7 protein-coding genes are annotated in these 14,245 nt (G+C 63.9%); all 7 read left to right on the top strand.

Translation table 11 applies throughout. The annotated features are described in order from the left end of the window. The 7 genes from ABWL39_RS08735 (at position 1) to narH (ending at position 14,236) form a co-directional block, all read left to right on the top strand. Entirely contained in the window at positions 1-3,681 is a 3,681-nt protein-coding gene (locus ABWL39_RS08735) for a DUF4157 domain-containing protein (RefSeq protein WP_367789157.1), read from the top strand. A gap of 3 nt (positions 3,682-3,684) precedes the next feature. After that, positions 3,685-5,928, top strand: a complete 2,244-nt coding sequence (locus tag ABWL39_RS08730; protein WP_367789154.1) for a glycosyltransferase — start codon at positions 3,685-3,687, stop codon at positions 5,926-5,928. A 147-nt stretch (positions 5,929-6,075) separates the two neighbouring features. Beyond that, complete coding sequence (locus tag ABWL39_RS08725) at positions 6,076-7,098, top strand: FxDxF family PEP-CTERM protein (protein ID WP_367789151.1); 1,023 nt, start codon at positions 6,076-6,078, stop codon at positions 7,096-7,098. A 163-nt stretch (positions 7,099-7,261) separates the two neighbouring features. Further along, positions 7,262-8,317 carry a sigma 54-interacting transcriptional regulator gene (locus ABWL39_RS08720; RefSeq protein WP_367789148.1) on the top strand — a complete coding sequence of 352 codons (1,056 nt, stop codon included), beginning with the start codon at positions 7,262-7,264 and terminating at the stop codon, positions 8,315-8,317. A 219-nt stretch (positions 8,318-8,536) separates the two neighbouring features. Continuing rightward, positions 8,537-8,785 (top strand): hypothetical protein, encoded by a 249-nt coding sequence (locus ABWL39_RS08715; protein WP_367789145.1) that lies wholly within the window; start codon positions 8,537-8,539, stop codon positions 8,783-8,785. Positions 8,786-8,975: 190 nt separating this feature from the next. Then, a complete protein-coding gene (locus ABWL39_RS08710; RefSeq protein ID WP_367789142.1) occupies positions 8,976-12,683 on the top strand; it encodes a nitrate reductase subunit alpha in 3,708 nt (1,235 codons plus the stop codon). Then, positions 12,680-14,236: a nitrate reductase subunit beta gene (narH, locus tag ABWL39_RS08705; protein WP_367789139.1), complete on the top strand. Its 1,557-nt coding sequence runs from the start codon at positions 12,680-12,682 to the stop codon at positions 14,234-14,236. The genes ABWL39_RS08710 and narH overlap by 4 nt, the downstream gene beginning before the upstream one ends. The last annotated feature ends 9 nt before the right edge of the window (positions 14,237-14,245 follow it).

Below are 14,245 nucleotides of genomic sequence, written 5' to 3'. Positions count from 1 at the left end.
ATGCGCGCCAGCCTGCATGCCGCGCCCACCCGGCAAGCCGAAGCCGCGCCCGCCGCGCGGCGCACGGCCATGGCCACGGGCGGCCTGCACCGCGCGCGTAGCACGCCGCTGCCATTGCCGCGCCAGGGTGGGCAGCCGATGGAGGCCGGCGTCCGCGCCCGCATCGAGCAAAGCCTCGGCCAGCCCATGGGCGGCGTCGAGGTGCATGCGGGCGGGCAGGGCGCCCAGGTGGCGGCCGGTTTCGATGCGCGCGCCGTCACCTATGGCGCCGACATCTACCTCGGCGCCGGCGAGCGCGACGACGACCTCGCACTGATGGCGCACGAGGCGGCCCATGTGGTGCAGCAGCGCGCCGGGCTGCAGTGGCAGGCGGCCGGCACGGCGGCTGGCGGCAGTCTCGAGCGGGAGGCAGGCCGGGCCTCGTCCGCGGTGACGCGCGGCGAGTCGTTCAGCGTCGCGGGCAGCACCGGGCCCACCCCGCAGCTGGAGGACAAGCCACCGAGCACCTGGGACAAGATCAAGCAGGGCGTCGGCGACGCGCTCGACTTCACCGAAGACCTGGCCTGGAGCCTGCTGGAGAAATATTCGCCCGACCTGGTGCCGATCGTGCGCAAGGGCCCGCAGGGCGTGCTCGACTGGCTGAAAGACCGCGCCAGCGCGGCGTTCGAGGCGGTGGTGGATACCGTGATGGCGCCGGTTCGCACGATCACCGGCATCAGCAAGCAGCTATCGGCGCAATTCACGCCGTGGCTGGCGTGGCTGCGCGATGCAGCGGTGAAGATTTCGCAGAACGATTGCTCGCCGCTGCGTGAGGCAGCCGACAAGATCGAGGCGGTGGCGACCAAGGTCATCGGCTATCTGGTCGACAAGCTGCAGCCCGTGTTCACCAAGGTGAAGGAGTGGGGCGAGAAGCTGTGGGACAAGATCGGCGCGCCGATCTGGGGCTGGATCAAGGAATACGCCGCGTTTCAGTGGGAGATGCTGAAAAAGCTCGGCAACTGGATCTGGGACAACACCGCCTGGATTCGCAGCAAAATCGCCAAGGCGTGGACCTGGATCAAGAACAAGCTCGGCATCGGCGAAGGGCCGGAGGGCCAGAACGGCATCCTGCAGTGGGTGCAGGCCAAGCTGGAAGCGGTGTGGGATAAGATCAAGGTGAAGCTCGCGCCATATCAGGCGCAGATACTGGCGGTGGCGAAAATCGTCGGCGCGGTGGCGCTGATTTTCTCGCCGGCCGGGCCGTTCATTATCGCCGGCGCGGCGATTTACGGCGTGGTCAAGGCGGTGCAGTGGATCAAGACCAACTGGCGCGGCAACATCGTCGTGCAGTCGCGGCTGTATCTGCAGCAGACGCTGATCCCGGCGCTGCTGGGTGCGGCGAAGCAGGTCGGCAGCGCGGTCAACGGCGTAGCCAAGCAGATCAGCGATCACGTCAGCCGCTTTGCCGCCAGCGTGGGTGGGCTGGTCGGGCTGGCGGCTGGCAGCGCGCTGTCGTTTCTGGTGAAAGGCGCGCAGTGGCTGGCGGATCAGATCAACGATCTGGCCTTGTGGGCCAGCGGCAAATTGCTGGGGCTGACCGACTGGCTGCAATCGGCGCTGGATAAGCTGCAGAGCGCATTCGAGAAGTTTCTCGCGTTCCTCAAGCGCGTCGGCAATATCATTCTCGACGTCTACAGCCTGCCGCTGGCGCTGGCGGAAAAGGTGTGGAACTGGATTCCGGCGTGTATCCGCGACCCGGTGGTCGATTTCATCATCCCCATCATCCTGCGCCAGATCGAGCTGTTCCGCGATCTGGCCGCCGACAAGGATGCCTGGGCGCGCACCAAGGCCGAGGTCAACCGGCTGGTGCGGCTGGTGTTCAAGGATCGCGACCTGAAAGGCGCGGTGCGCGCGGCGTTCGAGTTCGTGCTGCGGATTTTCAACATCCCGATCGAATTCCTGGTCAAGATCAAGAACAAGGCGCTGGCAGCGTGGGATACGGTGTCGAAAAAGCCGCTGGAGTTCATCAAGAACACCGTGCGTTCCATCGGCAACGGCTTTAAACGGCTGTGGGACAACATTCTCGACCATCTGGAATTCGGCGTGCAGGGCTGGCTGCTGGGCGAGATTTCCGATAAGGGCATCACCCTGCCGGCGAGCTGGACCAATCCGAAAGACGTGTTCGGCTTCGTGCTGGATGTGCTCGGCCTGAACATGGATCACATCTTCGATCTGCTGAAAAAGCGCTTTAACGAAGATCAGGTGAACCGGGCGAAGAAAATCTACGGCTATGCCAAAAAAGCCTGGAACTGGATCACCAGCCTGATCGATACCTCGAAAACCCCGGCCGAGAACACCAAGCAACTGGTGGAGCGCGCGAAGGATTTCGGTACCACCGTGCTCACCGGCATCGCCGAATGGATCGCCGGCAAGGTTGGCGAAGAGCTGGCGATTCTCGCCACTGCGGCAGCGGCATCCGGCGGGCTATCGGAGGTGCTGGACGTGTTTCGCCGCATCTACAAGGCGATGCTCACCGCCAAACGCTGGATGCGCAAAGTGTTGGACATGGTCGACCAGACGCTGGACAAGGTGCTGGATATTGCCAATGGCCAGATCGACAAGGTGGGCGAGGCGTTCGAGAAAATCCTGCATAAAGGCATGCCGGTGGTGATCGGTTTTCTCGCCGATCAGGTCGGGCTGACGGGAGTTGGCCAGGCGTTGCGCGACATCATCGACGGCCTGCGCGCCAAGGTGGACGAGGGTATCCTGTGGCTGATCGACAAGCTCAAAGCGCTGATCGAGACGGCGATCAGTCTCGGCAAGGCCGGCGTCAAGGCGCTGCTCGACTGGTGGAACAAGAAGGTCGATTTCGACGATGAAGACGGCGAGCCGCACAAGATATTCCTTGCGGGCAGCGAAACCAGCCCGACCGTCTACGTCGCCAGCGACCGCGCGCGGCTCGAAGACATCGTCGGTCAGCTGCCGGCGGCGCACCAGTCTGCTGCGGAAACCAAGCGCAAGGAGATCGAGAGCCTGATCCGCCAGCTGGATGCCGCCGGCGCGCGCGGCAAGGTCGGCGCCGCCAACGACCAGACCGAAATGGAAGACCTGAGCGACAAGCTGGACAAGGCGCTGGGCGCGATGGCCGGCATCCTGCGCAAGGCCGGCTTCAGTGGCGCGGCCGATGTGGGCTCGCTGCCGCGCCCGAGCTACAGCTTCGATTTCGACGGCGACAAGGCCGATGGCGCTGAGGTGCAGGATCTGTCGGCCAACCGGCCGATGGGCTCGGCGCCGTACCAGAATCCGCTGGGCTGGGGCTATCTCGGAGACAGCGACCAGATTCAGGGCGCGCCGTATTACCGCCGCCTGCACCTGATCAATCATCGGCTCGGCGGGCCCGGGCAGAAGCAGAACCTGGTGCCCGGCTCGCAGGACAACAATTCGGAAATGGAGCGCGATTACGAGGCGCCGATCAAGAACATGATCGGCGACGAACCGATGATGCCGGGCAAGAAGGCCGTGCTGTGGATGAAGGTGTCGGTGGCTTACCGCAAGGCCGACCAGTACGGCAAGGGCAACAAGATCCAGACCTTGCGCTTCCCGCACACCATCACCTGCAAATGGGGCTATCTGAAAAACAAGCCGAAGAAGAACGCCGAAACGCCGCAAACCGTCGTCCTCACCGTGCCGGAGCCAAGCTGAGCGATGGATAGCCCGCTCGTCAGCTGCATCATGCCCACCGCCAACCGCCGCGAGTTCGTGCCGGCGGCGATCGCGCTGTTCCTGGCGCAGGACTACCCGAACCGCGAGCTGCTGGTGATCGACGATGGCGACGACTGCGTGGCCGACCTGATGCCGGCCGACCCGCGTGTGCGCTATCTACGCCTCGAAGGGCGCCACAGCATCGGCACCAAGCGCAACCTGGCCTGCGAGCAGGCACGCGGCGAGCTGATCGCGCACTGGGACGACGACGACTGGTATGCCCCGCAGCGGCTCAGCGTGCAGGTGCAGGCGCTACAGGGCAGCCAGGCCGTGCTGTGCGGGCTCGATCAGGTGCTGTTCCACGAGCCCGCTTCGGGCAAGGCATGGGAATATGTCTACCCGAAGTCGGAGCGGCCCTGGGCCTGCGGCGCAACGCTGTGCTACCGGCGCGGCTTCTGGCAGACGCACCGCTTTGCCGACATCGATATCGGCGAAGACAACCGTTTCGTCTGGCAGGTGCCGCCGCCGCAGCTGCTGCGCCTCGCCGACATGTCGATTTTCGTCGGCCGCGTGCATGCCGCCAACACCAGCCGCAAGCTGACGGCAGACGCGCGCTGGCGGCCGGTCGACCCCGCCGTGGTCGCCGCGCTGACTCGCTGCGCACCCGCCTGGCAGGGGCCCGGCGTGACCATCGGCGTGGTGGTCGACGATGACGCCGCGCGGCTGCAGGCGACGCTCGATGCGCTGCGCCGCGTAACGCCGACCGGTATCGCCATCGTGCTCATCGCCGATGGTGTCGATGCCGCCACTCACGCGCGGCTCGCCATGCTGACGGGCTACCGCCTGCTTGGTTTCGACACCGCACGCGGTGGCGCAGCCTGCTTTAACCTGCTGGCGCAGCATGCCGACTGCGAGGTGATCATCCTGCTCGAAGCCGGTGCGCAGCCCGGCCCCGGCTGGCTCGCGCGGCTGCTGGCGCCGATGCGTGAGCCTAGGGTAGGGCTGTGCGGGCCATCGACCAATCGCGCCTGGAATATGCAACAGGCCGGGCCGTGCGACGGCAGCCCGCAGGCGGTCGCCCGGCTTGCCGGCAAGCTCGCGCAACAGCATGGCGAGGGCTGGCGCAGCACCGCGCCGCTGTACTGCCTCGGCGATTTTTGTTATGCGGTGCGGCGCGAGGTGATCGCCGCCATCGGCCTGGCCGACGAGGGCTATGGTTGCGGCCCGTGCTGGGAAATGGATTACAACGTGCGTGCAGCGCGCGCCGGCTTCGAGCTCGCCTGGGTGCCGGCGGCCTTTGTCTACCGCGAGCCGTTCACGGCACGGCGCAAGGCCGACGAGGCGCGGCTGTTCGAGGCCAGCAAGCGGCGCTACCAGGACAAGTTCTGTGCGCGGCGCTTACGCTGCGAGCCGGGCCGCTACGATACGCACTGCACCGGCGACGCCTGCCCCGAGTTCGCGCCCGAGGCGCTGATCAGGCTGTACGAGCCGGCTGGCGCCGTAGCGCCCGCCCGGCTGCTGCTGCCGCTGGTCAGCTGCATCATGCCCACGCGCGGCCGGGCCGATTACGTGGCTCGTGCCGTGCATTACCTGGCGCGGCAGGATTATGCGCAGTACGAGCTGATCATTGTTGCCGACAGTGAGGCCGACGTGCCCGACGCCGTGCGCGGCCAGCCCGGCGTCAGCGTGCTGCTGGCCGGCGCGCGGCGCAGCATCGGCGCCAAGCGCAATCTGGCCTGCCAGCACGCGCACGGCGAGTTCATCGTGCACTGGGATGACGACGACTGGTACGCCCCCACGCGGCTGAGCCGGCAGTTGGCCCCCCTGCTGCGACGCGAGGCGGAAGTCTGCGGCCTCGGCGACGAGCTGTATCTCGACCTGGCGCAGTGGACATTCTGGCGCTGCAGCCCGGCCTTGCACCGGCGCATGTATGCGTATGACGTGTTCGGCGGCTCGCTCGCCTACCGCCGCCGGCTGTGGGCGGAGGGCCTGCGCTATCCCGATGTCTCGCTGGCGGAGGATGCCGCCTTCCTCAATGCCGCCATCGCCCGCGGCGCCCGCCTGGCGCGGGTTCCGGGCGGCGAGTTGCTGGTCTACCTGCGCCACGGCACCAATTCCTGGCGCTTCGGCTGTGGCGATTTCCTCGACCCGGGCGGCTGGAGCCGGGTGGCCGAGCCGGACTGGTTCACCGCCGACCGCACCTTCTACCTGTCGCGCAGCAGCTGCGCGGCGGCCCAGCCAGGCTGACAGCGGTTTGCGGCACTGGCCGATGCCGGCCGAGGGCCATGTCTTATATGAAATGACAAAAATATAATTTTTGCGAATCTACACTGAAATTTAGAGTATTTTTACTATTAAAAACGGTTTATTGATCAAATAAATGCCATATGTATAATGCGTAACTTTGCAATGTCATATTTGATCGAGGCCATGAATAAAACAACAATCGCATTGTCCATCGCCGCTCTGCTCATGAGTGGCGCCGCGTCCGCCGACAGCTACCTGAGCACCCGCGCGCTGTACCAAGGCCTGCCCTCCGGTAGTGGCGACCATTACGAAGCACTGTGGAATGTTGCACCCGGCACCACCAGCCAGCAGTCGATTTCTGTCGTGGCCGATGGCGGCCTGCGCGATGCAAGCGCATGGGCCAGGCTCGATACGGCTACCGGCGCGTTCAAGGGAAAAACATTTGCGCAATCGACCAATTATGCTGGTGATCGCACCGCAGCCTGGGCCGAGGGCGGCATCAACGACATGATCCGTGTCAATTCGGCCAACGCCTTCGAGACCGTGCAGTTCACCGTGCGCTACGACTCGGTCGTCAACACCGCGCCGATTTCGACCAACAGCTACCAGACCTCGTCGCCATACCCCATCCGCCACACCGACAGCAACTTCTCGCTCGGCCTGTGGCATGACGTCGCCAATCCCTACTATGTCGAGGGTGGCGAGTCGTCGCAGACGATCCGCGAAAACCTCGGCGGGCAGGATGGCAACTTCTGGAGCTTTGCCGAATTCACCAACCCGAGCAGCAATGGCGGCAGCAACGTGCGCTATTCCTACTATGAAGCCTTCTCGGGGTCGGCGCTCAACTCGCAGCAGCAAACTGCGGGCACCAAGGGCCACTGGAGCGGCGAGCTGACTTTCGCCGCGCTGCTGCCCACCAACGAGGATGTTCACCTGGACGCCATGTTCAGCCTCAACTCGTTCTGCTTCATGGCCAACAGCTGCGTGTCGTCGAACGATTCGAGCAACTCCTTCTACCTGGGGGCCAGGGCGCTCGGTGGCACGCTCGTGTCGCAAAGCGGCTACCACTACAACCTCGGCGTGGCACCGGTGCCGGAGCCTGAAACCTACGCGATGATGCTGGCGGGGCTTGGTATCGTCGGTTTCGCGGCCCGCCGCCGCTCGGCCTGAGTCTCGCGCCAAGCCGCAGCAAACGGGGAGCCCTGGGCTCCCCGTTGTCGTTTTCATCCGTACGGCGTGCCTGGCCGGTCGTCGTGCACGCTTGGCCGTATCTGTTCTGCCTGGCGTGTAAGCGCTTGATCAGCCTGTTTATACGCGAAGGGGCATTTGATTTTTGCTGCGGCGCTTCATAGGCTGCCTGAAGAAGCCGCTGCAGCGCATCATCGCTGGCTGCGCGGCAGTCGCGGAGTGGATGATGATCGGCGCCTCACCTGTCTTGCTCAAGACGCTGTGCTACCTGAAGAAGTTTGCAGCGCACGATGCGCCCGTATTGATCGAAGGCGAAACCGGCACCGGCAAGGAGCTGGCGGCGCGCGCAATTCACTACCAGAGCCGGCGGCGCGAGCGCATGTTCGTGCCGGTGAACTGCGGCGCGATCCCCGATGCGCTGATCGAGAGCGAGCTGTTCGGCCACCGGCGCGGCGCCTTCACCGATGCCAAGTTCGACCACGCAGGCCTGGTGGCGCTGGCCAACGGCGGCACGCTGTTCCTGGACGAGATTGATTCGCTGTCGCCGCGCGGGCAGGTGGCCTTGCTGCGCTTCCTGCAGGACAGGCAATACCGCCCGGTCGGCGCGCAGGGCTTCAGCACCGCCGATGTGCGGCTGATTGCCGCCTCCAACCGCAGCCTGAAGGCACGCGTCGAGTGCGGCGAGTTCCGCGACGACCTGCTGTACCGGCTCAAGCTGCTATTCGTTGAGATGCCGCCGCTACGCGAGCGCTCGGGCGACCCGTCCATCCTCGCGCATCACTTCATGCAGCAGGGCGCCGAGCGCTTCGGCGTGGCGCCCTGCCATTTCCACCCCGACACGCTGGCTTGGTTCGAGCGCTACGCCTGGCCCGGCAATGTGCGCGAGCTCGAAAACCTGGTCTACCGCGAGCTCTTATTGTCGGATGGCGAGCCGATCCGCGTTGCCGATCTGGCCGGCAGCGGCAAGGAGCGGCGCATCCGGCCGGACCGGCGCAAGGCCGACTACCAGGGGCTCAGCTACGGCGAGGCCAAGGCGCGCGTGCTGTCTGAATTCGAGCGCCATTACCTGATCGAGATCGTCGCGCGGGCCGGCGGCAACGTGTCGGCTGCCGCCCGGCTGGCCGGCAAGGAGCGCCGCGCCTTTGGCCGTCTGCTGAAAAAATACCAGATCGACCGCATGCTGTTCGTCTCGGCCTGCTGAGCGTGCACCACCCGCGCACCGCAGTTGGCCGTCGATGGCCCAGACCTGGGGCAATGCCGACCCGACCGATCCCCAATGCCTGTCGTGGCGCCGGCTTGCACCCTGGGGAGAAAGCCGCCCAGCCTGCCGCCCAGGCGGCTTGGAGCGCGCGCTGGCCGTGGCTTGCCGCCACGGGCACGGGCCTTGCTCTAGATCGCCGATCGACCGCAAGCAAAGCCCATGACCATGCCGGAGAGGGACGACAGCGAACTGCAACTCGCGATCCTGGCCTATCTGCAGGCCCACCCCGGGGCTGGCGACACGATCGACGGCATCCTCGGTTGGTGGCTCGGCGTCACCGATGGCGAGCAACGCAGCCGCGTCGAGGCCTCGCTCGATGCCCTCGCCGAGGCCGGCGCCGTCACGCGCCACCGCCTGCCGGACGGCAAAGTGATCTACAGCCGCCAGCGCAATGTGCGCAATCGCTAGCTGCCACGGGGCATTGTTTTCTCGTCTAGTTCTTTCGGACTAGACGGTCTATCTCAAATGGGTAGGTGGCCTAGTCCCAATGCGCTTGGCCCAGACCACTTCCGACGAATGTTGGTCTGACCCTCATCACAATATGCTTCGACCATGACGAATCCGCGTTTGCGCGGCCCGCATACTGCTTGGAGGCACAATGAGCCACTTTCTCGATCGTTTGAAATATTTCAGCCGGGTGAAGGAAACCTTCTCCGATGGCCACGGCGCTGTCGTTGATGAAGACCGCACCTGGGAAGACGCCTACCGTAGTCGTTGGCAGCACGACAAGATCGTGCGTTCGACGCACGGGGTGAACTGTACCGGTTCCTGTTCGTGGAAGGTATACGTAAAGAACGGCCTGATTACCTGGGAAACCCAGCAGACCGACTATCCGCGTACCCGTCCCGACCTGCCGAACCATGAGCCACGTGGCTGCCCCCGTGGCGCTTCGTATTCGTGGTACGTGTACTCGGCGCAGCGCGTCAAGTACCCGATGATTCGCGGCCGCCTGGCCGAAATGTGGCGTGAGGCACGCAAGACCATGGCGCCCGTGGCTGCCTGGGAACACGTCAGCCAGAACCCGAAGAACGCCGAGCGCTACAAGAAGGTGCGCGGCCAGGGTGGCTTCGTACGCTCGACCTGGGATGAGGCGAACGAGATCATCGCCGCTGCCAACGCCTTCACCATCAAGAAATTCGGCCCGGACCGCGTGGTCGGCTTCTCGCCGATTCCCGCCATGTCCATGGTCAGCTATGCCGCCGGCAGCCGCTACCTGAGCCTGATTGGTGGCGTGCCGCTGTCGTTCTACGACTGGTACTGCGATCTGCCGCCGTCGAGCCCGCAAGTCTGGGGTGAACAGACCGACGTGGCCGAGTCGGCTGACTGGTACAACTCCACTTACCTGATGGTATGGGGCTCCAACGTACCGCAGACCCGTACCCCGGATGCCCACTTCTATACCGAAGTGCGCTACAAGGGCACCAAGACCGTTGCCGTGTCGAGCGACTTCGGCGAAATGGTCAAGTTCGGCGACATCTGGATGGCGCCGAAGCAGGGTACCGACGCCGCGCTCGCGATGGCGATGGGCCACGTGATCCTCAAGGAATGGCTGCTGCCGAACAAGAGCGATTACTTCACCGGCTATGTGAAGCAGTACACCGACATGCCGATGCTGGTGCTGCTGAAGAAAGAGGGCGACAACTATGTGGGCGACCACTTCCTGCGCGCCTCGCACCTCGCCGACAATCTTGGTGAAGCGAACAACCCCGACTGGAAGACGCTGCTGATCGACCAGAAGACGCAGCAGATCGTCCCGCCGACCGGCTCGATCGGTTTCCGCTGGGGCCAAGCCGGCAAGTGGAACCTCGAACCGCGCAACGGTCATGACGACAGCGAAGTGGATCCGCTCTTGTCGCTGGTCAACAGCCGCGACGACGTGGTGGGTGTCGGCTTCCCGTACTTCGGCGGCAAGGATGCCAAGGACGTGCTGGTACGCAACGTGCCGGTGAAGAAGGTCACGCTCGCAGACGGCACCGAGGCGCTGGTCGCCACCGTCTACGACATGATGATGGCCAACTACGGCGTCGATCAAGGTCTGGGCGGCGGCAATGTCGCGACTTCCTACGACGACGACGTCCCCTACACTCCGGCCTGGCAGGAAAAGCACACCACGGTCAAGCGTGACCTGGTGATCCAGGTTGCCCGCGAGTTCGCCGAAAACGCCCACAAGACCCATGGCAAGAGCATGGTCATCGTCGGCGCGGCGCTGAACCACTGGTACCACAACGACATGATCTACCGCGGCATCATCAACATGCTGATGATGTGCGGCTGTATCGGCCAATCGGGTGGTGGCTGGTGCCACTACGTGGGTCAGGAAAAGCTGCGTCCGCAGACCGGCTGGGCGCCGCTCGCCTTCGGCCTCGACTGGCACCGTCCGAGCCGTCAGATGAACGGTACCTCGTTCTTCTACGCTCACACCAGCCAGTGGCGCCATGAGAAGCTCCATGTCGACGAAATCCTGAGCCCGACCGCGAACAAGTCGAAGTACAGCAATATGTCGCTGCTCGACCTCAACGCCAAGTCCGAACGTATGGGCTGGCTGCCGTCGGCACCGCAGCTGCAGACCAACCCGATCGAGATCACCAAGGCTGCCGAAAGCGCCGGCGTCGATCCGGTCAAGTACACGGTTGATGGCCTGAAGTCCGGCACGATCCAGATGTCGTGCGATGACCCGGACAATCCTGCCAACTTCCCGCGCAATATGTTCGTCTGGCGTTCCAACATCCTGGGTTCCAGCGGCAAGGGTCACGAGTACTTCCTCAAGTACCTGCTCGGCACGCAGAACGCGGTATTCGGAGACGAGAACGACGCGATCAAGCCGTCCGAAGTCAAGGTGCGCCCGGCAGCAGAAGGTAAGCTCGACCTGATGGTGGTGCTCGACTTCCGTATGTCGACCACCTGCCTGTATGGCGACATCGTGCTGCCGACCGCGACCTGGTACGAGAAGGACGACCTGAACACCTCCGACATGCACCCGTTCGTTCACCCGCTGAGCGAGGCCGTGCAGCCGCTGTGGCAGTCGAAGACCGACTGGGAAATCTACAAGGGGATCGCCAAGAAGTTCAGCGAGATCGCCGGCGACTACCTCGGCACGCGCAAGGACCTGGTGCTGACCCCGCTGATGCACGACACCCCGTCCGAACTCGGCCAGGCGATGGAGCCGAAGGACTGGAAGCACGGCGAGTGCGACCTGATCCCAGGCAAGACCGCGCCGTCGATGACTGTGGTGGAACGCAACTTCGGTGACGTGTACAAGAAGTTCACCTCGCTCGGCCCCTTGATGAGCAAGGTCGGCAACGGCGGCAAGGGCATCTCGTGGAACACCCAGCACGAAGTGCATGAGCTTGGCGAGCTGAACAAGGTGGTACGCGAAGAGGGCATATCCAAGGGCCTGCCGAAGATCGAGAGCGCGATCGATGCCTGCGAAGTGATCCTGACGCTGGCGCCGGAAACCAACGGCCACGTCTCGGTCAAGGCCTGGGAAGCGCTGTCCAAGATCACCGGTCGTGACCACACGCACCTGGCACTGCCGCGCGAGCACGACAAGATCCGCTTCCGCGACGTACAGGCGCAGCCGCGCAAGATCATCAGCTCGCCGACCTGGTCCGGCCTCGAGAGCGAGGAAGTCAGCTACAACGCCGGCTACACCAACGTGCACGAGCTGATTCCATGGCGCACCATCACCGGCCGCCAGCAGTTCTACCAGGATCACCGCTGGATGATCGCGTTCGGTGAAGAGCTGTGCGTGTACAAGCCCGCGATCGATACCAAGACTGTGACACCGGTGATCGACAAGCTCGGCAACGGCAACAAGCAGCTGGTGCTGAACTGGATCACGCCGCACCAGAAGTGGGGTATCCATAGTACTTATTCCGACAATCTGCGCATGCTCACGCTGTCGCGTGGCGGTCCGCACGTGTGGATCTCGGAAGTGGAAGCCAAGGAAGCCGGCATCGTCGATAACGACTGGGTCGAGGTGTACAACGTCAACGGCACGCTGACCGCCCGTGTGGTGGTGAGCCAGCGCGTACCGCGCGGCATGTGCCTGATGTACCACGCTCAGGAAAAGATCATCAACGTACCGGGCGCCGAGACATCGGGCTTCCGTGGCGGTATCCACAACTCGGTGACCCGCGCGGTGACCAAGCCTACCCACATGATCGGCGGCTACGCACAGCTCGCTTACGGCTTCAACTACTACGGCACCGTAGGCAGCAACCGCGACGAGTTCGTGATTCTGCGCAAGATGAAGAAGGTGGATTGGCTCGAAGGCCCGCTGGTTGAGGAAGGAGCAACGAAATGAAAATTCGCGCACAAGTGGCGATGGTGCTGAACCTCGACAAGTGCATCGGCTGCCATACCTGCTCGATCACCTGCAAGAACGTGTGGACCAGCCGTGACGGCGTCGAGTACGTCTGGTTCAACAACGTCGAGACCAAGCCCGGTATCGGTTATCCCAAGGAATGGGAAAACCAGGCAAAGTGGAACGGTGGCTGGAAGCGCCGCGCGGACGGCAAGATCGAGCCGCGCCAGGGTGGCAAGCTGCGGATTCTGGCGAACATCTTCGCCAACCCGAACCTGCCCGAGATCGACGACTACTACGAGCCGTTCACCTACGACTACGAGCGCCTGCAAAACGCGCCGCTGTCGCAGACGCCGCCTACCGCGCGGCCGATCTCGGTGATCACCGGCCAGAAGATGGAAAAGATCAACTGGGGCCCGAACTGGGAAGACGATCTCGGCGGCGAATTCAGCTCGCGTGGCCGTGACGCCCTGTTCGAGGGCGTGCAGAAGGAGATGTACTCGACTTTCGAGAACACCTTCATGATGTATCTGCCGCGCCTGTGCGAACACTGCCTGAACCCGACCTGTGTGGCTTCGTGCCCGTCCGGCTCGATCTACAAGCGTGCCGACGATGGTATCGTGCTGGTCGACCAGGACAAGTGCCGCGGCTGGCGTATGTGCATCTCCGGTTGCCCTTACAAGAAGATCTATTACAACTGGTCTTCGGGCAAGGCAGAGAAGTGCACCTTCTGCTTCCCGCGTATCGAGGCCGGCCAGCCGACCGTCTGCTCGGAAACCTGCGTAGGCCGTATCCGCTACCTGGGCGTGATGCTGTACGATGCCGACCGCATCGAGGCAGCCGCATCGGTGGCCAACGAGCATGACCTGTACGAGGCACAGCTCAAGGTCTTCCTCGACCCGAACGCACAGGAAGTGATCGACGAAGCACGCCGCCAGGGTATCCCCGACTCGTGGCTGGAATCGGCCCGCAAGTCGCCGGTATACAAGATGGCGTGCGAATGGAAGGTCGCCTTCCCGCTGCACCCGGAATACCGCACGCTGCCGATGGTGTGGTACATCCCGCCACTGTCGCCGATCCAGTCGGCCGCAGAGGCCGGCAAGATGGGCATGAACGGCTACATCCCCGACACCAAGTCGCTGCGCATTCCGGTGCGTTACCTCGCCAACCTGCTGACTGCAGGCAACGAGGCGCCGGTGGTTACCGCACTCGACCGCATGCTGGCGATGCGCGCCTACAAGCGCTCGCAGGTGGTGGACAAGCAGGTCGACAGCGCCGTACTGAAGCAGGTCGGGTTGTCCGAGGCGCAAGTCGAGGACATGTACCAGATCATGGCGATCGCGAACTACGAAGACCGCTTCGTGATTCCGTCCAGCCACAAGGAAATGGTCGAGGACAGCTTCAACGAGAAGGGTTCCTGCGGCTTTACCTTCGGCAACGGCTGCTCGGGTGGTACTTCGGACGGCACATTGTTCGGCAAGAAGAAGCAGGGTAGCGCGATCTTTGTCGACATGCCGAAGTCTCGCAAGAAAAAGGAAATGGAAGGGGCGTGAAGTGTGCAG

It is taken from the genome of Chitinivorax sp. PXF-14 (assembly GCF_040812015.1).
Taxonomy (GTDB): domain Bacteria; phylum Pseudomonadota; class Gammaproteobacteria; order Burkholderiales; family SCOH01; genus JBFNXJ01.
Note: the sequence above shows the minus strand (reverse complement) of the source record. Positions and strands in the feature narration are given on the sequence as shown.